The 25,470-nt window shown below is 60.3% G+C and carries 23 protein-coding genes; 9 read left to right on the forward strand and 14 right to left on the reverse strand.

Annotation, left to right across the window (positions count from 1 at the left end):
* Positions 1 to 138: 138 nt before the first annotated feature.
* Both htpX and F8N49_RS02045 read right to left on the reverse strand, forming a co-directional pair.
* Positions 139 to 1,026, reverse strand: coding sequence for a protease HtpX (gene htpX / locus F8N49_RS02040; RefSeq protein WP_007908619.1), 888 nt, complete (start codon positions 1,024 to 1,026; stop codon positions 139 to 141).
* A gap of 303 nt (positions 1,027 to 1,329) precedes the next feature.
* Positions 1,330 to 2,541: a pyridoxal phosphate-dependent aminotransferase gene (locus F8N49_RS02045; RefSeq protein WP_151550690.1), complete on the reverse strand. Its 1,212-nt coding sequence runs from the start codon at positions 2,539 to 2,541 to the stop codon at positions 1,330 to 1,332.
* Positions 2,542 to 2,765: 224 nt separating this feature from the next.
* Here F8N49_RS02045 and msrB point away from each other — a divergent pair, with 224 nt between their 5' ends.
* The 3 genes from msrB (at position 2,766) to F8N49_RS02060 (ending at position 4,205) form a co-directional block, all read left to right on the forward strand.
* On the forward strand, positions 2,766 to 3,161 hold the full coding sequence (gene msrB / locus F8N49_RS02050) for a peptide-methionine (R)-S-oxide reductase MsrB (RefSeq protein ID WP_095182199.1): 396 nt from the start codon (positions 2,766 to 2,768) through the stop codon (positions 3,159 to 3,161).
* A 103-nt stretch (positions 3,162 to 3,264) separates the two neighbouring features.
* Positions 3,265 to 3,750, forward strand: coding sequence for a glutathione peroxidase (locus F8N49_RS02055; protein ID WP_071173117.1), 486 nt, complete (start codon positions 3,265 to 3,267; stop codon positions 3,748 to 3,750).
* Positions 3,747 to 4,205: a MarR family winged helix-turn-helix transcriptional regulator gene (locus F8N49_RS02060; protein ID WP_151550691.1), complete on the forward strand. Its 459-nt coding sequence runs from the start codon at positions 3,747 to 3,749 to the stop codon at positions 4,203 to 4,205. The genes F8N49_RS02055 and F8N49_RS02060 overlap by 4 nt, the downstream gene beginning before the upstream one ends.
* On the opposite strand, the gene F8N49_RS02065 is transcribed toward F8N49_RS02060, so the two are convergent.
* Positions 4,189 to 6,510 (reverse strand): response regulator, encoded by a 2,322-nt coding sequence (locus tag F8N49_RS02065; protein ID WP_073472439.1) that lies wholly within the window; start codon positions 6,508 to 6,510, stop codon positions 4,189 to 4,191. The two genes, F8N49_RS02060 and F8N49_RS02065, sit on opposite strands and share 17 nt — an antisense overlap.
* A gap of 165 nt (positions 6,511 to 6,675) precedes the next feature.
* Here F8N49_RS02065 and F8N49_RS02070 point away from each other — a divergent pair, with 165 nt between their 5' ends.
* The gene (locus tag F8N49_RS02070; RefSeq protein ID WP_064120239.1) at positions 6,676 to 7,566 is read left to right on the forward strand and encodes an ATP-binding protein; all 891 of its coding nucleotides are present in this window, start codon (positions 6,676 to 6,678) and stop codon (positions 7,564 to 7,566) included.
* Positions 7,563 to 8,045: a GAF domain-containing protein gene (locus F8N49_RS02075; RefSeq protein WP_122707252.1), complete on the forward strand. Its 483-nt coding sequence runs from the start codon at positions 7,563 to 7,565 to the stop codon at positions 8,043 to 8,045. The genes F8N49_RS02070 and F8N49_RS02075 overlap by 4 nt, the downstream gene beginning before the upstream one ends.
* Here F8N49_RS02075 and F8N49_RS02080 read toward each other — a convergent pair whose 3' ends face one another.
* The 8 genes from F8N49_RS02080 to F8N49_RS02115 all read right to left on the reverse strand — a co-directional run bounded on the left by F8N49_RS02080 (position 8,046) and on the right by F8N49_RS02115 (position 19,414).
* Positions 8,046 to 10,991, reverse strand: coding sequence for an HD domain-containing phosphohydrolase (locus F8N49_RS02080; RefSeq protein ID WP_151550692.1), 2,946 nt, complete (start codon positions 10,989 to 10,991; stop codon positions 8,046 to 8,048).
* A gap of 49 nt (positions 10,992 to 11,040) precedes the next feature.
* Positions 11,041 to 14,685 carry a transporter substrate-binding domain-containing protein gene (locus F8N49_RS02085; protein ID WP_151550693.1) on the reverse strand — a complete coding sequence of 1,215 codons (3,645 nt, stop codon included), beginning with the start codon at positions 14,683 to 14,685 and terminating at the stop codon, positions 11,041 to 11,043.
* Positions 14,686 to 14,693: 8 nt separating this feature from the next.
* On the reverse strand, positions 14,694 to 15,320 hold the full coding sequence (locus F8N49_RS02090; RefSeq protein ID WP_016770847.1) for a response regulator transcription factor: 627 nt from the start codon (positions 15,318 to 15,320) through the stop codon (positions 14,694 to 14,696).
* Between the two features lie 373 nt (positions 15,321 to 15,693).
* Positions 15,694 to 17,022 (reverse strand): deoxyguanosinetriphosphate triphosphohydrolase, encoded by a 1,329-nt coding sequence (locus tag F8N49_RS02095; RefSeq protein WP_016770846.1) that lies wholly within the window; start codon positions 17,020 to 17,022, stop codon positions 15,694 to 15,696.
* Positions 17,023 to 17,091: 69 nt separating this feature from the next.
* On the reverse strand, positions 17,092 to 18,255 hold the full coding sequence (locus F8N49_RS02100; RefSeq protein ID WP_016770845.1) for an EAL domain-containing protein: 1,164 nt from the start codon (positions 18,253 to 18,255) through the stop codon (positions 17,092 to 17,094).
* Positions 18,256 to 18,375: 120 nt separating this feature from the next.
* On the reverse strand, positions 18,376 to 18,714 hold the full coding sequence (locus F8N49_RS02105) for a hypothetical protein (protein ID WP_151550694.1): 339 nt from the start codon (positions 18,712 to 18,714) through the stop codon (positions 18,376 to 18,378).
* On the reverse strand, positions 18,711 to 19,097 hold the full coding sequence (locus F8N49_RS02110; RefSeq protein WP_008079909.1) for a phage holin family protein: 387 nt from the start codon (positions 19,095 to 19,097) through the stop codon (positions 18,711 to 18,713). Before F8N49_RS02110 ends, F8N49_RS02105 begins: the two co-directional genes overlap by 4 nt.
* Positions 19,098 to 19,099: 2 nt before the next feature.
* Positions 19,100 to 19,414 carry a YqjD family protein gene (locus F8N49_RS02115; RefSeq protein ID WP_016770842.1) on the reverse strand — a complete coding sequence of 105 codons (315 nt, stop codon included), beginning with the start codon at positions 19,412 to 19,414 and terminating at the stop codon, positions 19,100 to 19,102.
* A gap of 301 nt (positions 19,415 to 19,715) precedes the next feature.
* On the opposite strand from F8N49_RS02115, the gene F8N49_RS02120 reads away from it, so the two are divergent.
* On the forward strand, positions 19,716 to 20,924 hold the full coding sequence (locus tag F8N49_RS02120) for an ammonium transporter (RefSeq protein ID WP_073472450.1): 1,209 nt from the start codon (positions 19,716 to 19,718) through the stop codon (positions 20,922 to 20,924).
* On the opposite strand, the gene F8N49_RS02125 is transcribed toward F8N49_RS02120, so the two are convergent.
* Entirely contained in the window at positions 20,921 to 22,633 is a 1,713-nt protein-coding gene (locus F8N49_RS02125; RefSeq protein WP_016770839.1) for a monovalent cation:proton antiporter-2 (CPA2) family protein, read from the reverse strand. The two genes, F8N49_RS02120 and F8N49_RS02125, sit on opposite strands and share 4 nt — an antisense overlap.
* Before the next feature lie 198 nt (positions 22,634 to 22,831).
* Here F8N49_RS02125 and F8N49_RS02130 point away from each other — a divergent pair, with 198 nt between their 5' ends.
* From F8N49_RS02130 to F8N49_RS02140, 3 genes are all read left to right on the forward strand, one after another.
* Complete coding sequence (locus F8N49_RS02130) at positions 22,832 to 23,071, forward strand: glutaredoxin family protein (protein WP_024013696.1); 240 nt, start codon at positions 22,832 to 22,834, stop codon at positions 23,069 to 23,071.
* A 109-nt stretch (positions 23,072 to 23,180) separates the two neighbouring features.
* Positions 23,181 to 23,498 carry a transcriptional regulator gene (locus F8N49_RS02135; protein ID WP_122751444.1) on the forward strand — a complete coding sequence of 106 codons (318 nt, stop codon included), beginning with the start codon at positions 23,181 to 23,183 and terminating at the stop codon, positions 23,496 to 23,498.
* A 70-nt stretch (positions 23,499 to 23,568) separates the two neighbouring features.
* A complete protein-coding gene (locus tag F8N49_RS02140; protein ID WP_151550695.1) occupies positions 23,569 to 24,459 on the forward strand; it encodes a pseudouridine synthase in 891 nt (296 codons plus the stop codon).
* Between the two features lie 82 nt (positions 24,460 to 24,541).
* On the opposite strand, the gene F8N49_RS02145 is transcribed toward F8N49_RS02140, so the two are convergent.
* Together F8N49_RS02145 and mobA are read right to left on the reverse strand one after the other, a co-directional pair.
* Positions 24,542 to 24,763, reverse strand: coding sequence for a YgdI/YgdR family lipoprotein (locus F8N49_RS02145; protein ID WP_016770600.1), 222 nt, complete (start codon positions 24,761 to 24,763; stop codon positions 24,542 to 24,544).
* 78 nt (positions 24,764 to 24,841) lie between these two features.
* Positions 24,842 to 25,444, reverse strand: coding sequence for a molybdenum cofactor guanylyltransferase MobA (gene mobA, locus F8N49_RS02150; RefSeq protein ID WP_151550696.1), 603 nt, complete (start codon positions 25,442 to 25,444; stop codon positions 24,842 to 24,844).
* Between the last annotated feature and the right edge of the window lie 26 nt (positions 25,445 to 25,470).

The following is a 25,470-nucleotide window of genomic DNA, read 5'->3' on the forward strand; positions in this document are numbered from 1 at the left end:
GGCTCGCTCCCACAGGGGAATGCATTTCAAAGGTGGGAGCGAGCCTGCTCGCGACTGGGACTTTGCCGACAACGCATGATCTAAAGAAACAAAAAAAGGCCCGCATCGCTGCGGGCCTTCTTTTTCACTTCGGTCGAATCAACCGCGACGACGCAGTGCGTCAATACGCTCTTCCAGCGGCGGGTGGCTCATGAACATGCGGGCGAAGCCCTGTTTAATGCCACCGTTGATGCCGAAGGCGTTCAGGGTGTCGGGCATATGCACCGGCAGGCCCTGCTCGGCGCGCAGACGTTGCAGAGCGCCAATCATCGCGCTGGTACCGGCCAGGCGGGCGCCGGCTTCGTCGGCACGGAATTCGCGCTTGCGCGAGAACCACATGACGATTGCGCTGGCGAGGATGCCCAGCACCAGTTCGGCGAAGATGGTCGCGACGTAGTAGGCGATGCCCTGGCCTTCTTCGTTCTTGAAGATGACCTTGTCGACGAAGTTGCCGATGATCCGCGCGAAGAACATTACGAAAGTGTTCACCACGCCCTGGATCAGCGCCAGCGTGACCATGTCGCCGTTGGCGACGTGACCGATTTCGTGGGCCAGTACGGCTTTCACTTCATCGGGCGAGAAACGCTCGAGCAGGCCCTGGCTGACCGCGACCAGCGCGTCGTTCTTGTTCCAGCCGGTAGCGAAAGCATTCGCTTCGTAGGCCGGGAAAATCCCGACTTCAGGCATCTTGATCCCGGCTTCGCGGGACAATTGCTCGACCGTTTGCAGCAGCCATTGCTCATGACGGGTGCGTGGCTGGCTGATGATTTGCGTGCCGGTGCTCATCTTCGCCATCCACTTGGAGATGAACAGCGAGAACAGCGAGCCGGCGAAACCAAAGACCGCACAGAAAACCAGCAGCTGACTGAGGTCGAGGTCGACCCCGTTGGCCGCCATGAACCCGTTGAAGCCGAACAGGCTCAGGGTGATGCTGGCTATCAGCACGACCGCCAGGTTAGTGGCCAAAAACAGCAGGATGCGCATCATGGTTGTAGAACTCTCCTCAAGCTAAAGATGTAGCGTACTGCGGGGTATATAAGGTGCGGCACCGGGCTATTCAACCGAGTGACTATTTCAAACTGTGTCCTACAGCGGTTTCTTGAGGAAAAAGAAAATTCCCACCCTCGATTCCGACACGGATGACACAGCCTTTCGCCCCGCCGCCATTAGGTCAGATACGTCTGTACGGCTCGCATCGCAAGTGTAGAAGGGCTGCAAAGGCGCTGAGCAAAGATGTGTTGCTGAATCAGACAGTGCGCAACAGCCAATCCGTTGCGCACTGCTGGCGCATTACTGGCGGTAGGACTTGAGGAAGTTGCCGATGCGGCCGATGGCCATTTCCAGATCATCGACGCGGGGCAGGGTGACCACGCGGAAGTGGTCCGGCCACGGCCAGTTGAACGCTGTGCCCTGCACCACCAGCAGCTTCTCGGAAAGCAGCAGATCAAGCACGAATTTCTCGTCGTTATGGATCGGGCAGACCTTCGGGTCGATTTTCGGGAACGCATACAACGCGCCCATCGGCTTCACGCAGCTGACGCCGGGAATGTCGTTGAGCAGTTCCCACGTGCGGTTACGCTGCTCCAGCAGGCGACCCTGCGGCAGCACCAGATCGTTGATGCTCTGGTAGCCGCCCAGCGCGGTCTGGATCGCGTGCTGGCTCGGCACGTTGGCGCACAGGCGCATATTGGCCAGCATGTCGATGCCTTCGATGTAACTGTGCGCGTTGTGTTTCGGCCCGGAAATGGCAATCCAGCCGGAGCGGAAACCGGCCACGCGGTAGGATTTCGACAGGCCGTTGAAGGTCAGGCAGAGCAGGTCCGGCGCCAGCGAAGCGGTGCAGATGTGCACGGCGTCGTCATAAAGAATCTTGTCGTAGATCTCGTCGGAGAACACCACCAGATTGTGCGCCCGGGCGATTTCCAGCATGCCCAGCAACACTTCCTTCGAGTACACCGCACCGGTCGGGTTGTTCGGGTTGATGATCACCATGGCCTTGGTGTTCGGGGTGATCTTGGCCTTGATGTCGGCCAGATCCGGGAACCAGTCGGCGCCTTCGTCGCACAGATAATGCACAGCGTTACCGCCAGCGAGGCTGACGGCAGCGGTCCACAGCGGATAGTCCGGGGCTGGCACCAGCACTTCGTCGCCGTTGTTGAGCAGCGCCTGCAGCGACATCACGATCAGCTCGGACACACCGTTGCCCAGATAGATGTCTTCGATGCCGACACCTTCAACCTGCTTCTGCTGGTAGTACTGCATCACCGCCTTGCGCGCGCTGAACAGGCCTTTGGAGTCGCTGTAGCCCTGCGCAGTCGGCAGGTTGCGGATCACGTCCTGGAGGATTTCGTCCGGCGCTTCGAAACCAAACGGCGCCGGGTTGCCGATGTTCAGCTTGAGGATGCGCTGGCCTTCCTCTTCCAGTCGTTTGGCGTGCTTGAGCACCGGGCCGCGAATGTCGTAGCAGACGTTGGCGAGCTTGTTCGATTTGCTGAACTGCATGGCGATGTGATCCCGAAAATGAACGATCCAGGCGGCAAATGGACAACCGTACTGGGATTGCTGCGTCTTCGCACAGGCGGAGGTCTGGCGCTTTTGCGCTCAGAATCCGTTTGAATGCGCCCGGTCTGGCTGCCAGACTGGCGCGTGACGAGGCGCAATCATACGTGCCGCCCGATCCGTGGAAAAGGTACAGATCGGGCTTTTTCAGCCGCTGAGGTGTGATGATGGAAAAGTTGCAGAAAACCCTGGAAGAATGGCGTGCCATGCTCGACCCCGAGCAATACAACGTCTGCCGTCTGAGTGCCACCGAGCGTCCGTTCTCGGGCAAATACAACGACACCAAAACCGACGGTGTCTACCACTGTGTCTGCTGCGACGAGCCGCTGTTCGACTCCAAGACCAAATTCGACTCCGGCTGCGGCTGGCCGAGCTTTTACGCGCCGATCGGCGATAGCGCGATGACTGAGATCCGCGACACCAGCCACGGCATGATCCGCACTGAAGTGAAGTGCGCGCGATGCGATGCGCATCTGGGGCACGTGTTCCCGGATGGCCCGCCACCGACTGGCTTGCGTTATTGCATCAACTCGGTGTGCCTGAATCTCGAGCCGCGGGAATAACCGAAACAGGCGACATCGCGTCGCCTTTTTATCAAGCAATTAGATTGCACACAATTCAATTGCTCGTTATGTTTGCGCTTCCTGACCATTGCGGAGCCGACCCATGAGCAACAACCTGCTGAATATCCCGTGCACCACCATCAAGGGCGAGCAAAAGACCTTGGCCGATTTCGCCGGAAAAGCCGTGCTGGTGGTCAATACCGCGAGCAAGTGTGGCTTCACCCCGCAATACAAGGGCCTCGAAGAACTCTGGCAGACCTACAAGGACCAGGGGCTGGTGGTGTTGGGTTTCCCCTGCAACCAGTTCGGCAAACAGGAGCCGGGCAATGAGGGCGCCATCAGCGAGTTCTGCGAACTGAATTTCGGCGTCAGCTTCCCGCTGTTCAAGAAGATCGACGTCAACGGCGCCGATGCTCACCCGCTGTTCGTGCAGTTGAAGAAGCGCGCCCCGGGCCTGCTCGGCTCGCAGGGCATCAAGTGGAACTTCACCAAGTTCCTGATCGGCAAGGATGGCCAGTTGGTCAAGCGTTTCGCCCCGACGACCAAGCCGCAGGACCTGAGCGGCGAGATCGAAGCTTTGCTGAAATGAGCCAGCCGGGTGACTCGCTGAAGCTCGACAGCCAGTTGTGCTTCAAGCTGTACGCGGCCTCGCGGGCGGTGATTCGTGCCTACAAGCCGATGCTCGATCAGTTGGGCTTGACGTACCCGCAGTACCTGGCGATGCTGGTGCTGTGGGAATGGCAGGATGCTGCGCCGGAGCAACCGACGGTCAAGGCCTTGGGCGAACGTCTGGCGCTGGACTCGGGGACGTTGACGCCATTGCTCAAGCGTCTGGAGCAGATCGATCTGGTCCGGCGTCGGCGCTCGGCGCGCGACGAACGTGAGATGCACCTGAGCCTGACGCCTGCCGGAGCCGCATTGCGCGAGCGGGTCGGTCCGCTGAAAGCTCGCCTGCTCTGCGACAGTGGCGTTGATCTGGACCGGCTCAACGACTTGCGCGCCGGCCTCGATCACTTGCTCGGAGAAATCAAAGCGCTGGCGTAGTCGGCATCCACTGATCGAGCAGCGCGGCGAGTTCTTCGCGGCGAAACGGTTTGGCCAGATAGTCACTCATGCCCGCCGCGCGGCAGCGTTCGCGTTCCTCGGACATGGCATTGGCGGTCAGCGCGACAATCGGCAGATTCGGCCAGCGCCCGCTCTGGCGAATCTGCCGACTGGCTTCATAGCCGTCCATCACCGGCATGTTGCAGTCCATCAACACCAGATCGAAATCGGCGAACTCCAGCTGATCCAGCGCCTCGGCGCCATGCCCCGCCACCACCACATCGCAGCCAAGCTTGCCAAGCATGCCTTTTGCCACCAGTTGATTGACCGGGTTGTCCTCGACCAGCAGCACCTTGCCCCGGCGCGCGGATGGCGAGGCGTCCGCTTGCGCTTCGGTGAGGGCGGCGACCTCCGGTTGCAGAATCCGTCGCAGATGCTGGTACAGCGCGTTGCGCGCCAGCGGCCGGGCTTGCTGCTGCAAGGGGGCGAGGGCGGCGGCTTCTTCGCTGGGCAGAAAACTGCCGTAAGCAGTCACCAGCAGAATCGGCGCAGTGATGCTCGGGCGCAGACCGAACAGGCATTCCGGACAATCGGTGATCAGCACATCCGGATTCAGGCCCAGCAGCGAATCATCAATGGTGCGCTGCGTGTATTCCAGGCCCCACACCGGCAACAGGCTTTTCAGCAATTCCGCCAAGCCACTGCTGGCAGCGGTGATGGCGAGAACCTTGCCGCGTAACGGTATCGGCGGCAGCGCGCGGGTGTGAGAGGGCAGTGGCAGTTCGGCGCAGAACTGGCTGCCGAAGCCGCTTTCGGAGCTGATGGTCAGCCGACCCTGCATCGCCTCGCACAGGTTGTACGTCAGCGCCAGTCCCAGCCCGGTGCCGCCGTACTGACGGGTGATACCGGCGCCTGCCTGGGTGAACGGCTGGAAGATTTTCACCTGCGCTTCCTGGGCAATGCCGATGCCGGTGTCGCAGACTTCGATGCGCACGCCACCCTTGTACGCCGACAGACGCACATCGACCCGACCGAAGCGGGTGAATTTCAGCGCGTTGGACAGCAGGTTGCTGACGATCTGCCGCACCCGGGTCGGGTCGCCCAGTACCAGCGCCGGGAAGTGCGGCTCGATCAGGCAGGTCAGCTCGACGCTCGGCGCGGCGTTCTGCGAGAGCAGGTTGGCGGTGTCTTCGATCAGCGAGCCGAGGTCGAACGGGATGTTTTCCAGCTCCAGTTGCCCGGCGTCGAATTTCGACAGGTCGAGAATATCGTTGAGCAGTTCCACCAGCACCTTGCCCGAGTCGTGGGCGATCGACAGCTGTTGCTGCTGCTCGGCGTTGAGCGGGCCATCCAGCGACAGCGCGATCATCCCCAGCAAACCATTGAGCGGTGTGCGGATTTCATGGCTCATATTGGCCAGAAACGCCGAACGCGCTTCGGCCATGTCCAGCGCGGTGCGGCGTGCTACTTCCAGTTCTTCGTTGGATTGGCTGAGGCGGGCGTTGATTGCCTTGAGCTCGGCGGTGCGCGCCGAGACGATGTCTTCCAGTTGCGCGAGGTATTCGGTCAGGCGGTTTTCCGCGGTGCGCCGTTGCTGGATTTCGGTGGCGATGTTCTCGAACTGCTGATTGGCGACCTTGACCAGCACCCCGATCTCATCGTTGCCGTGGCCGGCCGGGCACTCGAGCGTGGTCGGCTCGGCGCTGCGCGGGTCGCGGCCGCTGAGCTCACGGATGACCCGCACCAGTGGCTTGGTCAGCATCACGTAGAACAGCGCCAGGAGGATGCCGGTCAGCAGCAGACTGCGGGCGAAACCGTTGAGCAGAGTGACTTCCGCGCGGCGCAAGAAGCGGCTGCCAAAGGCGTAAGTGTCGACTTCCAGTTTGAGGACGCCGAGGGATTCGTTGGGCAAATGGTCGAGGTACAGGCGATCTTCGAAATGACGCTTGGCGCCGAACAGGAAGTCGCTGATCAGCCGATAGCTGCTCTGCAGTTCCGGGCGTTTGACGTTGGCCAGGACGGTCTCGTTGTTGTCGATCAATTGCGCGGCGATGATCGCCGGCGAGCGCAGCAGGCCGAGGGTGAGCTCCTGCGCCAGTTCGGCGTCGATGTTATAGGCGATGCGCGAGGCCGGATTGTGGCTGATTTCCAGCAGTGCGAGGATTTCCCGGTTGATGGAAGCGTCTTCGCTGGCATAATCGATGCCGATCTGCAGCAGACTGAGCAGGGTGCCCAGAATGAACCCGACCAGCACGGTAAGCCTGGCTTGCTTGTAAGACAGCCGGTGGGTGAATTTGATATCCATGGGTTGTTGAACCACTTCCGTTTCCCTTCGCTGCTCAAGCATAGTCGATCATGCAGGGATACCGAGGTTCCCGAATCGCCTTGTAACAAGGCTTGCTGAGGCGATTTTATCTGTATGTCGTCGCTGGATCGTCATCATCACTGTGAAAGTGCCCGAGGAGAAGACGTGGATTCCCGATTGAATGCTTTTCTTGAACGCGCCGAGTCGGTTCTGGCGCGAATCGAACCACTGTTGCCGGCACCGCGCCCCGTCATTGACTGGAACACATGCCTGGCAGCGCGCTGGCAGCGTGACGGTCGCAGCGGCTACCTGTTGCCGCTGGAAGTCAGCCTCGACATGCGTCTGTCCGACCTGATCGGCGTCGACCGGCAGCTGGAGCAGTTGGGGCGCAACACACAACAATTTCTTGATGGCATGCCGGCCAACCACGCCTTGCTCTGGGGCTCGCGCGGTACCGGCAAGTCTTCGCTGGTGCGTGCGTTGCTGGCCGAGCACGCCGGTGCCGGCCTGCGTCTGATCGAGATCGAACGCGATCACCTGGCTGACCTGCCACGGGTGGTCGAGCAAATTGCCAAATTGCCGCAACGATTCGTGCTGTTCTGCGATGACCTCTCGTTCGAATCCGGCGAAGGCGACTACCGCGTGCTGAAAAGCGTGCTCGACGGTTCGCTCGAGCAGGCCCCCGACAACGTCTTGCTGTACGCCACTTCCAACCGCCGCCACCTGGTGCCGGAAAAGGAAAGCGACAACGAAAACTGGAAGCGCGTCGACGGCGAACTGCACCCGAGCGAAGCGGTGGAAGACAAAATCGCCCTGTCTGACCGTTTCGGTCTGTGGCTGTCGTTCTACCCGTTTACCCAGGAACATTTTCTCAACGTCGTCGAGCACTGGATTGGCCAGTTGGCCGCCAAGGCCGGCCTGAGCTGGCAGCGCGACGAAGCACTGGACATCCTCGCCGTGCGCTGGGCCACCGGCCGCGGTAATCGCAACGGACGTTGCGCGTATCAATTCGCCCGCTACTGGGTGGGACTGAAATTGCTGGAGCACAAGGCATGATTGATTTGCAACAAAGCGGCCAGGGCCTCGAAGGCTACGGTATGTTGGCCGCGCAACTGGAATCGCTACTGGCGGACGAACGCGACTTCATCGCCAATGCCGCGCAGTTTTCCGCATTCCTGTTCAACCAGCTCGATGATCTTAACTGGGCCGGATTCTACCTCAATCGCAACGAAGAGCTGGTGCTCGGCCCGTTTCAGGGCCAGATCGCGTGCGTGCGCATCCCGTTCGGGCGCGGTGTTTGCGGCGCTGCTGCTGCCAGCCTGCAAACCCAGCGCGTCGAGGATGTGCATGCCTTCCCGGGCCACATCGCCTGCGACAGCGCGTCCAACAGCGAACTGGTGGTGCCGTTGATCAAGGACGGTCGCCTGATCGGCGTGCTCGACCTCGACAGCCCGAAGCTGGCGCGTTTCGGCGCCGAGGATCAGGCCGGCATTGAGCAACTGGCGGCGATTTTCCTGCGCCTGACCGACTGCTGATCAACCGCTGAGGCCAGCCTTGTGCAACAGGCTGGCCGTATCCACGCTGTCGATTTGCGCGGGATCGAGAAACCGCGTCGCGTACTGCATGTACACACCCTCATTGATGAACAGGCCGAACAACGGCGCGTCGATGTGCGCTTCACGGCACATGGTCGCCATGATCGCCAGCGCTTCGCTCAGCGACTTGGCTTTCTTGTAAGGGCGATCGGCGGCAGTCAGCGCTTCGAAAATATCGGCAATCGCCATCATCCTCGCCGGCAGGCTCATCTCCTCGCGCTTCAGCCGTTTCGGATACCCGGTGCCGTCCATTTTTTCATGATGACCGCCGGCGATCTCGGCAATGCTGTCCAGGTGACCGGGGAAGGGCAGGTGGCTGAGCATCATGATCGTCTGCACCATGTGATGGTTGATGATGTAGCGCTCTTCGCGGGTCAGCGTGCCACGGGCGATCTTCAGGTTGTACAACTCGCCGCGGTTGTACTTGTACGCGGGTACATCGAGTTTGAAGCCCCAGGGGTTGTCCTCGGGGATCAGCTCGTTCTTGTCGCGTTCGATCAGATGCTCGGGTTTGTCGGCAAGCAGTGTTTCACTGACGGGCAGTGTCGGCGCCGGTGTTTTTGCCCGGCGGCGGTTTTCTTCCCAGGACACACCGAGGCGATCATCAAGTGTGCGCAGCCATCTGCGTTGCGCGACTTGCTCGAGGCGCAGCAGATCGGCCTCGGCCATGGCCTCGCCACCGAGATTGCAGCGGGCGACAAAGGCGAAGTCGTCATCGAGCATCAGCAACTCACTATCACGGGCGCGGGCCAGCGCCGCTTCGTCTGCACCGCTTGCCAGCGTCTGCCAGTAGTTGATCCACACGTCACGCTTGAGCACTTCGAAGCGGGTGCGGATTTCGTGGATGCGGTCGTTGATGGTCTCGAGCTTGGTGGCTTTGTCGACCACGTATTCCGGCGTCGTGACCTTGCCGCAATCGTGCAGCCACGCAGCGATGTGCAACGCCTCCCATTCATCCTCGCTCGGCTGGTAGCCGCTGAACGCCGGGTCATGGCTTGCCGCAGCAGCCTGGGCGAGCATCAGCGTCAACTCCGGCACCCGCTGGCAATGGCCACCGGTGTAGGGGCTCTTGGCATCGATCGCGCTGGCGAGCAGTTGGATGAAGGCGTCGAGCAGTTGTTTCTGCCGCGCTTGCAGACGCTGACTTTCGATGCTCACCGCCGCTGCGCCGGACACCGCCTGCAAGAAGGCGATACGGTCGGGGCGCAGCTTTTCCAGATCGCCCGGCGCGCCGCTGTCATTGACCAGCAGAATCAGCAGGCCGATGGTTTCATCGTGCTGGTTGTGCAGGCGGATGCCGATCAGGTGAATGCGCGGTGATTCCATGGCCAGGAGGATTTTCTGCAAGTCGCCGGCCTGATCGAAGCCCAGATGGCTGACGGTATTGTTGGCGCTGGCCAGTTGCTCGAACCACGCCGGGCCGGTGTTCTTATGCAACTCGCGTCCCTGAATGTCGAACGCCTCCAGCTTCTGCGGTACGCCATCGATGACCAGTCCATAAGGCTCCATGCGCGCGCCGTCGGCTTCGCGCAGGTAGATCAGACCGGCCTGCGCCTGAGCGATCTGCACGGTTTCGAACAGCACGCGTTCGAGTAGCGGGGCAAAACGGGTTTCGGCGCAAAGGCTGTCGGTGATGCGGAAGAAACTGCCGAGGGTTTCTTTCATCCGCGCCATCGACAGGCTTAATTGATCGACTTCCAGTACGGGCGAGCGGCGCGCCAGCGGAGAACTGAAGTCGAAGCTGCGGATCGCGTCGGCTTCCTTGACCAGGGCATGCAGCGGCTTGACCAGAATCCGCGAAATCACCCAGCCCAATGGCAGGCACAGCAACAGGATGGCCAGGGTGATCAGCGCGCCTTGCCAGCGCATCCGGAACGCATCCACCAGCAATTCGTCTTCCGGCACCAGCAGCGCCAGTTGCAGACCTTTCGGCCCGCCTTCCTCGATGCTGGTGCGCGCGACGATCCATTGCCGATCGTTTACTTGCAGACGCTTGCCGATAATGTCGGAGCTGAGCAGCGCGTTCAGCTCAGGGCTGAGATCGGCCACTCTGGCCAGACGCGCAGTGCGGTCATCGACGATCAGGCGATGGCTGTCGTGATAGGCCACGGCGTTGCCGTCGGTGTCGTACAACGCGATCTCTGTCGAAGGCGTGACTCGGTGCTTGCCCAGGGCGGTCGACAGCGAAGCGAGGGTCAGGTCGGCGCCGATCACCGCGTTCTCGCCGCTGCGCCGTGCCAGCGTGGTGCCGACATTGTGGGTCGAGAAAAATACATAGGGCTCGGTGGTGATTTGCCCGGCCTGTTGCAGGGCGTCGCTGAACCAGGTCCGGCTGCGCGGATCGTATGGCTCGCCTGGATGATCGCGGCGGCTGAGCGGCGTCAGGGCCTGATCAAAGAACAGTGATTGCGAGCGTACAGTGCCTTGCGGCTCGTGCTCGATGCTCCAGACTTGATAGGCCGCCGCTTCCGGCGCCTGAAGCTGTGCCTTCAGAGCCGGAGTGCGCAGCGCGCGCACCATGAAGAAATCACCATTGGTATAACCCAGATACAGCGATGCCAGCGCCGGGTTATCGGTGAGCGACTGGCTGAAGGGTTTGAGCAACGGCAGGCGGTGTTCCAGATCACTCGCGTGGGCCGCCGGGGTGTCCGCCAGCAGGCTCAGCAGGTTGCGGATCGGCTGATAGGTTGCCTGCAGATCGAGGCGTACATCCTGCTCAATGCGGTCAAACAGCTTTTCGCTGCTCGACAGAATGATCTGCGTGGTCTGGTGGTAATTGAACAGGCCCAGCACCACGCCCGTAAGCAATAAAAGAAAGGTGAACATGACGCTGATGTGCACGTGCAGCGGCAACCGGCGTTGCTCGGGGCGCAGTGGGCTGTGCATTGCAGGCTCTCCATGAATGTTTAACTCACTGCTCAGCGTCCAAGCATAGTTAAGACTCGCTGACTGTGCCTTGATCGGCCAGGGACAATTGCTGTTGCAGGGCCTGCGCCAGTTCGAGCATCGCTTGGCTGGTTGCCGCCCAGCGACGGGCAATCTCCTGTGGCGCGAGCGCTTGCTGGCAAGCGGTCTCAAGCTCATCGCAACATTCGATCAACCGCGAGGCCTGCGCGATGCGTGCTGCGCCCTTGATCTTGTGCGCAACCACCGCCAGCGCTTCGCGATCATCCTCGGGCGACAGCCTGAGCAGTTCCTCGCGGTCGAGGCGGCTGCTCTTGAGCAGCTCCACCAGCATGCGTCGGGTCTGCGCCGGGTTGTTGCCGGTCAGCAAGCTCAAACTTTGCAGATCGAACACCGAGGCCGGTGAAGCCGGCGTGATGCCGTCGATCCACTGTCCGAGCAGGGTCAGACTCAACGGTTTGAACAGGCAGTCGTCCATGCCGGCGAGCTTGCAGCGCTGGACTTCTTCCGGCTGGGCATTGGCGGTGAAACCCAGCACGGTGCACGGCGGGCGATGATTTTGCAGTTCAAGCTGGCGAATCCCACGGGTCATCTCGTAGCCGTTCATCAAGGGCATGTTGCAGTCGACGATCACCAGATCGAAATGATCGGCCTTCCACCGTTCGAGGCCGCTGCAGCCATCTTCGGCAATGCTGAAGCGATGTCCGAGAAATTCCAGTTGCTGACACATGAGCAGACGGTTGGCCGGATGGTCGTCGACAACCAGGACATGTAACGGCGTTGTCGCAGGCTTGATCAACGGTTCGCTTTTCGGCGGATTCGCCTTTGCCGGCAGGCTGTCCAGCGGCAGCGATATGCACACCTGAGTGCCGATGCCGGGCTGGCTGCTCAACTGCAGTTGTCCGCCCATCATTTCGCACAGGTTGCGACTGATGACCAGCCCCAGTCCGGCGCCGTTTTTTGCCTGCCGACTGCCGTTTTCCGCCTGCGAGAATGGCTCGAACAAGCGCTGTTGATCTTCGGCGCTGATGCCTGAGCCGCTGTCCTGCACGGTCAGCTGCATCAATGTTCGACCAGCAGCGTCTGCCGGGATCAGGTCGAGGGTGATCCGCACGTGGCCGCTTTCGGTGAACTTGATAGCGTTGCTGACCAGGTTGGACAGCACCTGCTTGAAGCGCAGCGGATCCAGATGCACATCCACAGCCGGGTGCGGCGGGTTGAAGACGACTTGCAAGGCAAGGTTTTTCTGCCGCGCTAGGCCGTCGAAGATGCGGGCAACGGAGGTTACTGTGTCGACCAGATTGATCCACTCCGGGGACAGGCTCAGACGTCCAGACTCAATGCGGGCAATGTCGAGGATATCGCCGATCAGCCCGAGCAGATCCTTGGCCGAATGGTAGGCCGTGTCGATCGATGCGCGATCGGGGTGTTGCGGATCGATGCGTCGCAGGGTCAGTTCGAGCATGCCGATCACGGCGTTCATCGGCGTACGGATCTCATGGCTCATGGTTGCCAGGAAGGTACTTTTGGCCCGGTTCGCCTCGTCCGCCTGTTCTTTGGCTGCACGCAGTTTTTCAAACAATTGGCGGCGTTCACTGATGTCTATCCAGCCGCCGATAATCCCTTGAACGTCACCGCTGGAGTCGCGGTAGGGAAGAATCCAGTGGTAAATCGTCAAACGGCGGTTGCCGATGTGCAGGGGCCGGTCGAGGATCAACGGAGTGCCTTCGGCAATGACTCTCTGGTAATCGGCCTGGAATGCCTCGGCCTCGCATGCGTTGCTCAGGGTGCCCTGCATCACGCCTTTGCCGATGATGTCCTCGCGTCTGGCGTTGAACGCTTCGAGATAACTGTCGTTGCAACTTTGCAGCAGACCCTGGCGATCTCGCACGTAGATCGGGTGCGGCGTGCCGTTGACCAGCGAGCGCATGAACTCCAGTTGATCGTTCAGTGCACGTTCGGCAGCCTGGCGTTGTTTGATCTGGTGGCGCATGTAGGCGTTCCAGGTCAACAACAGCAGCAGGATCAGGCCGGCGGCTGCGACCACTTGGTAGAACAGGCGCTGGTAGTTTTGCCAGATGTTCTGTGATGCCGTGGAGTAACCGCGCCAGCGGCCGTTGATCACGCCGAGCTCCTCGGGAGCGATGCTCAGCAGCGCCTTGTTGATGATCGAGGCCAGTTCGGTGTTGTCACGTGCGGTCGCCAGCGAGAAGGCTGCCTGACTGGTGCCGATCGTGGTGGTGATTTGCAGTGGCCGATCGAATATGCGCGAGGAGATGAAATAGTTGGCGATCACCAGCGAGTTCACCGCACCGTCGACATGGTTGTCGGCGAGCATCGACACGGCGCTGAACGTGTCGGGGGTTTCGATCAGTTCGATGCCCGGAAAATTCTCATGCAAGTAGGCGACCAGCGGATTGCCTTGGGCGATCGCCAGACGCTTGCCTTTGAGTTGGCCCAGATTGGTCGGGCTGTCGGCGCTTTTGCGGGTCAGCAGCACGTAGGAATTTTCCAGATACGGGCGACTGAAGCTCAGGTTTTTTTCACGTTCGGCGCTGGGCAGCAGGGCGGCAATCAGATCGGCTTTGTGGTTGTCGATCTGCCTGATCATTTCCGCATCGTTGCGGCTGCGCTGAACCTCGAAACGCAGGCCGGTACGCAAGCGGATCAGCTCGAGCAGGTCGGCGCTGATGCCGCGGAAATTGCCGGCGCTGTCGAAGAAGGTCAACGGTGCGTAAGCTTCATTGACCACCACGCTGACGACGGGATGCTGCTTGAGCCAGTTTTCCTCACGATCAGTCAGCTGCAGTTTTCTGTCAGTGAGCAGCAGGTCGCTGCCGGCGCTCCAGCGCTTGGCGATGTCGTCGCGCTGACTGCCCGGGATCGCTGCGAGCACCGTGTCGATGATGCCCAGCAGCTGCGGATTGCTGCGCCGCACGGCGAAGCTGAAGCCATGGGCTTCCTGCTTGCCGAAGTTGGCCATACGGACATTGTTGAGATAGCCCTTGTTGATCATGTAATGGGTGGAGAGGGTGTCGCCGAGAAACACATCGGCCTGGTCGAAGGCCACCGCGTTGATTGCGTTCTGGTAGGACGGATAGCAGGTGATCAGCGCTTTGGGATACAGCGCTTTGATCTCGGGCACCGGCAGGTAGTGATACACCATGCTCAGGCGCAGCCCGGCGAGGCCTTCGGTCAGCGAGCGGGTTTCGTCCTCGCGGGTTACCAGTACCGGCTGATCGACCGCATAGGGTCTGGAAAGCGCGAGGTTGGCATTGCCTGCTTCGTAGCCGTTGGCTGTGCCAAGCAGGTCGATCTGGCCATCGAGCAAGGCGCGAATTGCAGCCTCGCGCGAGGGAAAGCGTTGCACGCGAATCGGCAAACCGGTGGCCTGACCGAGAATCCCTGCGTAATCGGCGGTCAGTCCCTCGTAGTCCTGGCCACTGACGGTCATGTCGAATGGCGGGTAATCAGGTGCGGAGGTACCCAGTTTCAGTTCGCTGCGAGTCTGCAGCCATTGCCGTTGTGACGGCTGCAGGACAGTTTGAACGGCCTCGGTGGCCGAGCGGCTGAGCAACGCATAGTCCGGTGTAGCGCTTGGCGCGGCGAGGGCATTGGCGCTCAGATACAGAACGGCGCTCAAGGTGATCAGGTAGTCCTTCAGACGGCTGGGCATGTGGGGTCTCACACGAGTGCGTTACGTTTGGCCATCTCGATAAGTTCTACAAGGGATCTGGCTTTGAGTTTTTGCATCAGACGCTTTTTATAAGTGCTGACGGTCTTGTTGCTCAGAAACATGCCCTTGGCTATTTCCTTGTTGGTACGTCCCTGAGCAAATAACTGCAATACCATCAGTTCGCGGTCATTGACGGATTTGAACAGTTCAAGTTCAGCGTATCGAGTGTCGTCGGCGCGCACCGGATTAAGCGCTTGACTGGGGAAATAGTTATAACCGGAAAGTACCGCTTTAATTGCGCTGACCAATTCGCTCAAGTCTTCCTGCTTGCAGACATATCCCGATGCACCGGATTGCATGCAGCGGATACCGAACAGCGTAGGACACTGCGCCGTCAGAATCAGAATCTTGAAATTGGAACCCATGGTGTTGAAGCGGGCCAGTACTTCGAGGCCGTCCAGCTTGGGAATGCTGATATCGAGAATGACCAGGTCGGGCATGCATTCACGGACCATCTGCATGGCATCGACACCGTTATCGGTCTCGCCGACGACCTTGTAGCCTTCATGTTCCAGGAGCATTCGCACGGCGAGGCGGATGACCGGATGATCGTCCACAATAAAAACGGAGTTCATAAATAGAGTCCCATGCAAGCATGAATAAAGCGCGCACCTTAGCTCAGATGCATGAGCACTCGCATGGACTGGTAGTGTCGCGACTACGTTATCGGATTAATCCTACGCGTAATGAGGAAAGAGACTACGTTGAAATTAGGTTCGGCGTAAGGAAGGGCGAGCAATCAATTGGCCGAAGATTGAAATGATCCGAAGGCCAATATTGATATTCAATTATTTGTCGATGTTTAAAGTTGCGTTTAATTAGCGGTGTTTATTTGATCGGGTTAATGGGTCAAGCGTAGTTGAATCTCACCTGGTTCACAGGGGCATTCAGCGAAAACTCTCATGGTGGTCAGCCGGTCAGATCAGTGACCGGCTGACCCCACCAGACTCAGTGGCTTGAACGCCCGGTCATTTCCAGTGCCATGTCACTGGCGTAACTGTCGGTCATGCCGGCGATGAAATCGATCATGCGCAGAAACGAGCTGTGCAACGAACCCTGCGGATCCGGCGCATTGTTGCCGAGCAAATCGAGAATACGCCGGCTCTTGAACGACGGCGTGCGGCCGTTGTGCTGCTCCAGCGCGGCACCGCAGAACGAATTGAGCAGAATCTCCAGCGTCGTGTACGCGCCGATTTCATGCAGGGTCTTGCGCTTGTCCTGGAAGATTTTTTTGCGCGCGATGTCCTTGGCGTTCAACACGCAGCGCTTTGCCGGCCCGTGCATGTGTTCGACCAGATCGCCGTGCAGTGTGCCGGCGAGCAGAGCATCCTGCTGTTCGACAAATGCTCGCGCTGCCGCGTTGGTCAGGTGCTCGATGGCCTTGCCGCGCAGGATCGCCAGTTTGCGCCGGCGGGAATCCTGCGGGCCGAGCTGGCGATAGGTTTCCGGCAAATCGTCGCCCACCAGCCCGAGCAGCAACGACTCGACTTCGGCATATTCGAGCAGCTCCATTTCCAGACCGTCTTCGAGATCGATCAGCGCATAGCAGATGTCATCGGCGGCCTCCATCAGGTAGACCAGTGGATGGCGTGCCCAGCGCTGGTCTTCGATTTGCGGCAGGCCGAGCTTGTGAGCGATCTGTTCGAGCAGCGGCAGTTCGCTTTGGTAGCAGCCGAATTTGTGTTTCTTGTAGCCGAGGGAGTCGGCGTGGCGCGCGGTCCACGGGTACTTCAGATAGGTGCCCAGCGTCGCGTAGGTCAGGCGTGTGCCGCCGTCGAACTGGTGATATTCCAGCTGCGTCAGCACGCGAAAGCCTTGAGCATTGCCCTCGAAATTGAGGAAGTCACCACGCTCGGCTTCGCTCATGCCATCGAGCCAGCCGCGCCCGGCGGCTTGTTGAAACCAGTGGCGAATGGCGTCTTCGCCGGAATGGCCAAACGGCGGATTGCCGATGTCATGGGCCAGGCAGGCCGACTGCACGACCATGCCGAGGTCGGCCGGGTCGCACCAGTCTGGCAGCGCGCTGCGCAAGGTTTCACCGACACGCATGCCCAGCGAACGGCCGACACAACTGACTTCCAGCGAGTGAGTCAGACGCGTGTGAATGTGATCGTTGCTGGTGACCGGGTGCACTTGGGTCTTGCGCCCGAGGCGGCGGAAGGCCCCGGAGAAAATGATGCGGTCATGGTCTTTGTGAAAAGGGCTGCGGCCGAGTTCTTGCGGGCTGTGCAGCGGCTTGCCGAGGCGTTCGCGGTTGAGCAGGGTTGGCCAATCCAAGGCTGAATCTCTCCGTCTGGTGACTGATCGCCCTAGCTTCCCGGTTCGGCCCCGCGCCTGCAAGCGGAACTACAGACCCGCCGCATCGATATCGATCAGCAGCAGCCGTTCACCGTTATCGAAGAACTGTCCGGCAGTCAGGCAATACTGGTTGCTTGTGGCGTCGCGGTAGGTGTTGGACAGGGTCAGGCGGCGTTCTTCCCAGCCTTCGGCCAGCAGATGATAGAAGTACGGTCGCCACGACCAGTTGTGCCCCAGATAGCGATCATCGGCAAACCAGCCGTCATGGCGCCATTCCAGGTTGGGCGTCAGTTGCGTGCCGTGGCGGTCGCACTGATAAAAGCGCAGCAGCCAGGGAAACGCCTGCAATTGCGGCAATGCACTGAGCGGGGCGCGGGCCTGCGCCCATTGCTGCAGAATCGCCATCAGCTCGCTGAGCTGCTGACGCATTTGCATCAGCCGTCCGCGCTCGCTGAGTTTCTGCTTCACGTAGCGTTGCCGCAATTGCGCGAAATGCGCGACGAAGGCATCGGTAGCGAAGAATTCTTCTTGTGCTCGGGCGAAGAGAAATCCCTGCACATAGCGCGAGCCGCACTCCAGCGCGAAATTCAGCTGCGCTTCGGTTTCGACGCCTTCAGCGATGATCCAGCAGCCGGTTTTTTCGGCCATCTGCGCAAGTGCTTTGACCACGTCACTGCTCGGTCCGCCGAGGGCCGCAGCCTGAAACAGGCGCATGTCGAGCTTGAGAATGTCCGGTTGCAGGGCCAGTACCCGATCCAGCTGCGAATAGCCTGCGCCGAAATCATCAATGGCGATTCTCGCCCCTGCGTCACGGTAGCGCCCGACCACGTGGGCCAGGCGTTCGCTGTTACCGCCCAGTTCGGTGATTTCGAAAACGATGCGCTGCGGATCAACCTGGTGTCGCGCCAATTGCTTGAGGCTTGGCAGCGCTTGATCGGCGCGCAGGCGACTGATCCAGCGTGGCGACATGTTCAGGCTGAGAAACCACTCCGCCGGCGCTTCATGCAGGCGGCTGAGGGCGTGGTCACGGATCTGCCGATCGAGACGGCGCAAGGCGGTGGCCGGGGTCCGTGGGTCGGCGAACAATGGCCCGACCGAGGTCAGTTGACCATCGCTCTGGCGCAAGCGACCGAGTGCTTCCACACCAGCAATGCGGCCGGTGGCGGTATCGATGAAAGGCTGAAAACAGGCGAGCGGTTGCCCGTCGATCACGGCAAGTCCTTAATCTTGTTTTTGGTTTGGCCGCGCTTGCCGGATAGGCACGCGGGATGGAATCTCCCGATAAGGAGATTCATCCCGGCGCTATTGCAAGAATGTAGCCAGATGGGCGCTTCAGCGTTTGCCCGAGCTGTGAATGACCAGTCTGATCAGCGGCCCAAGCGTCGTGCCCAGACGCAGCAGTCGCGTCAAACCGCCACCACTGCTGCGTTTCGAGCCTTTGCCGGTGAGGAAACCCAGCAGCGTCACCGCCGCCACGCCCCACAACGGCGCGTGCTTGATGCCGAAACCGTCCTGCACGTTCTGCTTCATGCCACGCATGCGCTGCAACGGTTGCAACACTTGCGCGGTCTCGTGGCGGATTTCCTGACGGTGCATTTCCATGCGCAGGCGGATCAGCGCCTTGCGCATTTCCCGGCGCGAGCTGTTGTGCGGAAGTTCAGGCAGGCTCATGGCAGCAGACGCTCCCGGTCGTTGGCCAGCTCTTCGAGCGTGCCGTGGAAAGGTGAGGACTCATCGAAAATCGCCGCTTTGAGGCGCAGGCCGCAGAAGATCGACGCCAGCGTGTAAAACACGCACAGGCCGATGATCGCTGCCAGGCGGTAGGTGTCCCAGAAGATGATCATCACCAGCGTCGACAGACCTACCAGCAACAGCAGGGCAAACACCAGTGCCAAGCCCGCGAACAGCAGCAGGCTGACGGTGCGTGATTTCTGTTCCTGCAATTCGATGCCGAACAACTCGACATGACTGTGCAGCAGGCCCAGAACGGCGGCGCCGAGGCGACGCGTGGAGGAGGCGGTGCCCGCAGTCGGGCCGGATTCACCGATCGACATGATCAGCGCCGAGTTGCCAGCAGGCCGATCAGAAAGCCGACGCCGGCAGCGATGCCCACCGATTGCCATGGGTTGGCCGATACATAGTCTTCAGTAGCGGTGACCGCCGCCTGACCGCGTTCGCGCAGGGTGTCTTCAGTCACTTTCAGGGTTTCCCGGGCACGCAGCAGGCTGTCGTGGATCTGGGCACGCAGCTCATCGGCCTGATCACCAGCGAGGGTCTTGGTGTGCTCGAGCAGGCGTTCGGTGTCGGCGACCAGAGTCTGGAAGTCGTTCATCAGGATTTCTTGAGCAGTCTTTGCCTTGATGCTGGCCATGGGTGGATCTCCGTAGGTGGCTTTGAAGCGTTCGAGTATGAGCCTTGCGCGAAGGTTCAGTGCAAATGCCTGGTACAACTTTTGCTGTGTCGTGGTGCGTCGCTCGGCGTAGGTGCGCTGTTGCCGGGCGTCCAAGCAGAAAAACTCTAATTCATTTGCCGGCGGTTCGTGTTCGGACATCGATTCATGCGCCAAATCAGTTCATCGACCCTGCCGTTGAATGACTGGTGAGTCGTAATTTGGTGCATGAAATGCCCGCATGAACCGCTTTGGTGCCTTTTAGCCTTGGGTCTGCCTCCTAATGGAAAATCTGCAAAGCGCTGTGGACACGCTGGTTCACAGCTCCAACACGTTGTTCATTCTGATCGGTGCGGTGATGGTACTGGCGATGCACGCCGGTTTCGCCTTTCTGGAGGTCGGCACGGTCCGGCAGAAGAACCAGGTCAACGCGCTGGCGAAAATCCTCAGCGACTTCGCCGTCTCGACCCTGGCCTATTTCTTTATAGGCTATTGGATCTCCTATGGCGTCACCTTCATGCAACCGGCAGCGGTGCTCACGGCTGACCATGGCTATGGACTGGTGAAGTTTTTCTTTCTGCTGACCTTCGCTGCCGCCATCCCGGCGATCATTTCCGGCGGCATTGCCGAGCGCGCGCGTTTCGTCCCGCAGTTGTGCGCGACGGCGCTGATCGTGGCGTTTATCTATCCGTTTTTCGAAGGGCTGATCTGGAACGGCAACTTCGGCTTGCAAGGTTGGCTGACGGCGCAGTTTGGCGCGGCATTCCATGATTTCGCCGGCTCGGTGGTGGTGCATGCCGTGGGCGGTTGGCTGGCATTGGCCGCTGTTCTGCTGCTCGGCCCGCGCAATGGTCGCTATCGCGATGGGCGCCTGGTCGCGTTCGCGCCGTCGAGCATTCCGTTTCTCGCACTGGGCTCGTGGATCCTGATTGTCGGCTGGTTCGGCTTCAACGTGATGAGCGCGCAGACCCTGCAAGGTGTCAGTGGCCTGGTCGCGGTCAACTCGCTGATGGCCATGGTCGGTGGCACCGTCGCCGCGTTGATCGTCGGGCGCAATGACCCGGGCTTTCTGCACAACGGCCCGTTGGCCGGGCTGGTGGCGATTTGCGCCGGCTCCGACCTGATGCATCCGGTCGGTGCGCTGGTAACCGGCGCGATCGCCGGAGCCTTGTTTGTCTGGTGCTTTACCGCTGCGCAAGTCAAATGGCGCATTGATGATGTGCTGGGCGTATGGCCGCTGCATGGTTTGTGTGGCGTGTGGGGCGGGATTGCCTGCGGCATCTTCGGTCAGTCTGCGCTGGGTGGCCTGGGCGGCGTCAGCCTGATCAGCCAGTTGATCGGCACTGCGCTTGGCGTCGCGGTCGCGCTGGTCGGCGGCTTCGTCGTCTACGGCGCGATCAAGGCATTGCATGGGCTGCGCCTGAGTCAGGAACAAGAGTATTACGGCGCCGACCTGTCGCTGCACAAGATCGGCGCGGTGAGTCAGGACTAGATTTCCTCATCATTGGCTCCGGGATAGAAACCGTGGAGCAGGCGATAGCGATCGATGCGCACTTGATCGACCTTCTCCTGCACTTTGTGCGCGGGCAGGCCGAGCATGATCAGCGCGTGTGAAGCGAGCATCAGGCTCGACTCCAGAAGCTCCGGCACCACCTCGGTGGCGCCGGCGGCTCTGAGTTCCGCCGATTGGCTGTCGTCACGGGTGCGTACCAGAATCGGCACCTGTCGGTTGAGGCGGCGGGCTTCACGCAAAATGCGCAACGCCACGTCACTTTGATCCACGGCAATCACCAGCAGCCTGGCGCGCAACAGGCCAACCGCAGTAAGCAGATCGCCACGCGCCGAGTCGCCGTAATGCACGTCGCTTTCCGCAGATGCGGCTTCCTGCACCCGCACCGGATCGTTGTCCAGCGCAACATAGGCTTGCCCGGCATTGCCCATGAAGCGGCCGATGGACTGGCCGACGCGACCGTAGCCGCAGATCACCACGTGCTGGTCGAGGTCGGCGTTGAGCGCGCTGATTTGTTCGATCTGCGCCTCCTGATTGGGCTTGCGGTGCAGCACGGCGGCAATGCGCGGCGCCGCACGCAACAGCAGTGGCGTGAGCAGCATCGAACAGAAGGTCGCCGCGAGCAGCAGGGCGCCCGGTTCGGCCGGCAACAGGCTGTTTTGCTGCATCTGCGCCATCAAGGCAAAACAGAATTCGCCACCCTGGGCCAGGGCCAGGCCGCTGCGCCATGCGGTTTCGCTGTCACTGCCGCGCCACTTCACCAGCAGCGCGACCACGATGCCTTTGATCAGCATCAGGCCCAGCGTCAGGCCGATGATCAACAGGCTGTGACTGACAAACAATTGCAGGTCGATCAGCATGCCGATGCTGACGAAGAACACGCCGAGCAGAATGTCGCGAAAGGGCCGGATGTCGGCTTCGATCTGGTGCCGGTAATGGCTTTCCCCGAGCAACATGCCGGCGAGGAAAGCGCCGAGTGCAGGCGACAGCCCCAGCAAGTGCGTGAGCCAGGCAGTCAGCAGCACGATTACCAGCGCCAGCAGGACGAACAGCTCCGCAGAGCGCGAAGCCGCCACCTCATGAAATAGCCGTGGCAATAACCAGCGACTGGCGAGCAGCAGGCCGAAGAACAGCACCACGGTTTTGCCCAAGGTCAGCGGCAAGGCCCAATACCAGGCCTGCTCGCTGGTGCCGGCGAAGACCGGAACCAGTGTCAGCAGCAATACCGCGACAACGTCCTGAAACAGCAACACGCCGACCGCGTTCTGGCCGTGGCTGCTGAATACTTCACCAAGACTGCCCAGCTCCTTGGTCACGATCGCCGTGGATGACAGCGATAACCCTGCACCGAGCAACAGCGCCGGCATCAGCGGCATGCCCAGGCCCATCAACAGTGTGCCGAGCAGCGCTGTGCTGATCAGCACTTGCTGACTGCCGAGGCGAAACACCACCTGACGCAGCGCAATCATCTTCGACAGGGAGAACTCCAGACCCAGCGAAAACAGCAGAAACACCACGCCCAGCTCGGCGACATCGGGCAGATGTTCGCTCTCGTTGACCCAGTCGAATGCGTTCGGCCCGACCAGTAATCCCACGCACAGGTAACCCAGCACCGGCGGCAGTCGCAGGCGCCGGAACAGGGCAATCACCACCAGGGATGAGGCGAGGATGATCAACAGATTTGCAAACACGGGACACTCCGCTGTCAGGGCGTTGGCCTCTGAAGCGTAGAGGCAAAAAGTCCGCGAGGATGACGCATTTGCAATTTGCGCTGAATGATTTGCGTCAGGATTTTGCGCCGGGAGCGCTGGGTCCTTTGGGCGGCGCCGGGTCGACGAGGGTTTAGTGGCGTCCTAGAATGGGCTCACTTGTTTTCCGGTAATGCCGTCATGTCTCCAGAATGTCAGCTGTTCGGCACCCTCGGGTGTCATCTGTGTGAAGTTGCCGAAGCCGAGCTGATGCCCTTCGTCGAGCATGGTCTGCTGGTTGAATTGGTGGACATCACCGAAGACGAATCGTGGTTCGAAAAATACAGCTTGCGCATCCCGGTACTGCGGCGGGTCGACACTGGCGCTGAGCTGGATTGGCCGTTCAGTGGCGACCAGGTAGTGGCATTTTTAGGCTGTTGATTTTGCCTTGATCCTTCCGCTGGTCGCAGCGATACATCCTTGCGTTGGCGCTCGCTGAATTCTTCGGTTACTGTATGTCCATACAGCAATCGAGTCAGAGGGATGAACCGTGGTCAATGTCGAACAGTTGAAGAGCAGCGTTAACCGGATGTCGGTGGGCGTGGTGCGCGAGGCCGTCCTCGAATTGCGCCTGGACGGGCTGGTCACGGAAGGCAAGACGCCATTCAACAAGCTGCATTTCAATACCTGCTTTGCCGAAATCGAAGCCCTTTTTCAACGCGCCGGTTATCACAAGCAGCTGGATGTGGTCGGTTATCAGGGACTGTTATACGCGTTGTACGATCCAGGGCGTTGGGAAGCGGTCGATGTGTTGCGCTGGCTGAAGGAGTTCACCGAAGCGGCGGCACTCAAGTCGATTCCGGCCTGATGAAACTGCGCTAGGTGGCTTTGCCTCACTGTTGGATAATGCCGGCTTGCATTGAGGAATTCTGTTTCGTATGTCCAGTCCCGTATTTTCCGCTGCGCACAATCAGGCCAGCACCTTGTACCTGCCGCCCGGTTCCTGGCTGACGGTACTCGATTGCCTGTGCGAGCACTTCAGTGCCATCGGCCGCGAACAGTGGCTTGACCGGATTGCTCGCGGACGGGTGCTGGATGCGCAGGGCCAGCCAATTGCGCTGGACTTGCCGTACAGGGAAGGGCTGCGCATTCATTACTTTCGTGAGGTGCCGGACGAAAAGCCGATCCCGGTTCTCGAGTCGATTCTCTATGCCGATGAACACTTGGTGGTGGCCGACAAACCTCACTTTCTGCCAGTCACCCCGGCCGGAGAATATGTCGAACAAACCCTGCTGCGGCGGCTGATCCGTCGGCTGGACAATCCGCATCTGGTGCCGCTGCACCGCATTGACCGGCACACCGCAGGGCTGGTGATCTTCTCGGCCAATCCGCAGACCCGCTCGGCCTATCAGTCATTGTTCCCGACCCGGCAGATCGACAAGCGCTACGAAGCGATCGCCCCGGCGCTGCCCGAGCTGGATTTCCCTTTGGTGCACAAGAGCCGCCTGGTCGATGGCGAGCCGTTTTTCCGCATGCAGGAAGGGCCTGGCGCCAGCAATACCGAAACGGCGGTCAAAGTGCGTGAGAAAAATGGTGATCTGTGGCGCTATGGCCTGTATCCCGTGACCGGCAAAAAGCATCAGCTGCGGGTGCACATGACGGCGCTGGGAGCGAGTATTTGCAACGATCCGTTTTATCCGACTGTGTTGAAAGATGTCGAGGACGACTACGCCAACCCGTTGAAGCTGCTTGCGCAGGGCCTGCGCTTCATTGACCCGGTGACCGGGGAATTGCGGGAGTTCGAGAGTCAAATCACCTTGCAGTGGTAATGCTGAAACTGCTTTCCGAGCGCCCATGAAAAAGCCCGCATGACAATGCGGGCTTTTCTGTATCCGGTAACGACGCGGAGCCTTACAGCTCTTTAACGGTACGAACCTGATCCTTGTTGATGCGGGTCTCTTTGCCGTCCAGCTGCTGGAACTCGTAGAAGCCCGAATCATCATCGTATTTCGGGGTGTCGACGGCCTGGATTTCGCGACCGTCATTCAAGGTGATCACTGTTGGCGAGGAGCAACCTGCGAGGGTTGCCAGGCCCAGTGCGAGCATGAAAGTGGCGAGGGTCCGTTGAGTCATGAGTGTGTCTCCGAATGGGAAATCTTCTGGTTACTGAGCTTGAGACGTAAACAAGGCGTGAGAGTTCCTTGGATAGTGTCAGTCTGACACAGTGTTGTGCAGATGTAACAATTCGGGGGTGTTGAGGTTGGCCAGTCGCGGATCGTTGTCAGGGCATTGCAATGCAACGGAACCGAGGCTGCGCATTACCCGCCCCGGGCTGCGTTCGCCAGCATTCCATGCCGCTTCGAACTCTGGCAACAGCGCCACCGGAATCACGCACAGCAGCGGTTCCCAATGTTCGCCATGGCGCAGCATTAAAGGTTTTTCATGTTGCTGATCGGCAGTCACCAGCATGTCCTTCAGCAGCGCCTCGTCGATTCGCGGCACATCGCAGGGCAACACCAGCAAATGCGAGTGCCGTGCAGCCTTCAGCCCTGCCCGAATCCCGGCCAACGGCCCGGGGAAATCGCCTTCATCATCCATCACCAACTGATCGGCAAACCCGGCATAACGCTCGCGATTGCGGTTGCAGGAGATGATCAGATCGTCGGTCAACGGCCGTACCTTGCGCTGCAGATGCGCGATCAACGGCTCGCCCAGCCACTCGATGAGGCCCTTGTCCTGACCGCCCATGCGTTGACCGCGTCCACCGGCCAGAAGCAGGACGGAGCAGGGTGGCAACGGGTTGTTCGAGGGCATGACGACTCTCCAGAGGGGCGGCGGAA

Origin of the sequence: Pseudomonas sp. GXM4 (assembly GCF_008923895.1) — a bacterium.
Taxonomy (GTDB): Bacteria; Pseudomonadota; Gammaproteobacteria; order Pseudomonadales; family Pseudomonadaceae; genus Aquipseudomonas; species Aquipseudomonas atacamensis.

Excerpts from the sequence above, each read along its gene's own strand:
- F8N49_RS02130 (WP_024013696.1), top strand. The coding sequence starts at position 22,832 with ATGTCTCCAGAATGTCAGCTGTTCGGCACCCTCGGGTGTCATCTGTGT.
- msrB (WP_095182199.1), top strand. The coding sequence starts at position 2,766 with ATGGAAAAGTTGCAGAAAACCCTGGAAGAATGGCGTGCCATGCTCGAC.
- F8N49_RS02145 (WP_016770600.1), bottom strand. The coding sequence starts at position 24,763 with ATGACTCAACGGACCCTCGCCACTTTCATGCTCGCACTGGGCCTGGCA.
- F8N49_RS02140 (WP_151550695.1), top strand. The coding sequence starts at position 23,569 with ATGTCCAGTCCCGTATTTTCCGCTGCGCACAATCAGGCCAGCACCTTG.
- F8N49_RS02090 (WP_016770847.1), bottom strand. The coding sequence starts at position 15,320 with ATGAACTCCGTTTTTATTGTGGACGATCATCCGGTCATCCGCCTCGCC.
- F8N49_RS02075 (WP_122707252.1), top strand. The coding sequence starts at position 7,563 with ATGATTGATTTGCAACAAAGCGGCCAGGGCCTCGAAGGCTACGGTATG.
- F8N49_RS02085 (WP_151550693.1), bottom strand. The coding sequence starts at position 14,685 with ATGCCCAGCCGTCTGAAGGACTACCTGATCACCTTGAGCGCCGTTCTG.
- F8N49_RS02080 (WP_151550692.1), bottom strand. The coding sequence starts at position 10,991 with ATGCACAGCCCACTGCGCCCCGAGCAACGCCGGTTGCCGCTGCACGTG.
- F8N49_RS02105 (WP_151550694.1), bottom strand. The coding sequence starts at position 18,714 with ATGAGCCTGCCTGAACTTCCGCACAACAGCTCGCGCCGGGAAATGCGC.
- mobA (WP_151550696.1), bottom strand. The coding sequence starts at position 25,444 with ATGCCCTCGAACAACCCGTTGCCACCCTGCTCCGTCCTGCTTCTGGCC.
- F8N49_RS02115 (WP_016770842.1), bottom strand. The coding sequence starts at position 19,414 with ATGGCCAGCATCAAGGCAAAGACTGCTCAAGAAATCCTGATGAACGAC.
- F8N49_RS02060 (WP_151550691.1), top strand. The coding sequence starts at position 3,747 with ATGAGCCAGCCGGGTGACTCGCTGAAGCTCGACAGCCAGTTGTGCTTC.
- htpX (WP_007908619.1), bottom strand. The coding sequence starts at position 1,026 with ATGATGCGCATCCTGCTGTTTTTGGCCACTAACCTGGCGGTCGTGCTG.
- F8N49_RS02045 (WP_151550690.1), bottom strand. The coding sequence starts at position 2,541 with ATGCAGTTCAGCAAATCGAACAAGCTCGCCAACGTCTGCTACGACATT.
- F8N49_RS02055 (WP_071173117.1), top strand. The coding sequence starts at position 3,265 with ATGAGCAACAACCTGCTGAATATCCCGTGCACCACCATCAAGGGCGAG.
- F8N49_RS02110 (WP_008079909.1), bottom strand. The coding sequence starts at position 19,097 with ATGTCGATCGGTGAATCCGGCCCGACTGCGGGCACCGCCTCCTCCACG.
- F8N49_RS02065 (WP_073472439.1), bottom strand. The coding sequence starts at position 6,510 with ATGGATATCAAATTCACCCACCGGCTGTCTTACAAGCAAGCCAGGCTT.
- F8N49_RS02120 (WP_073472450.1), top strand. The coding sequence starts at position 19,716 with ATGGAAAATCTGCAAAGCGCTGTGGACACGCTGGTTCACAGCTCCAAC.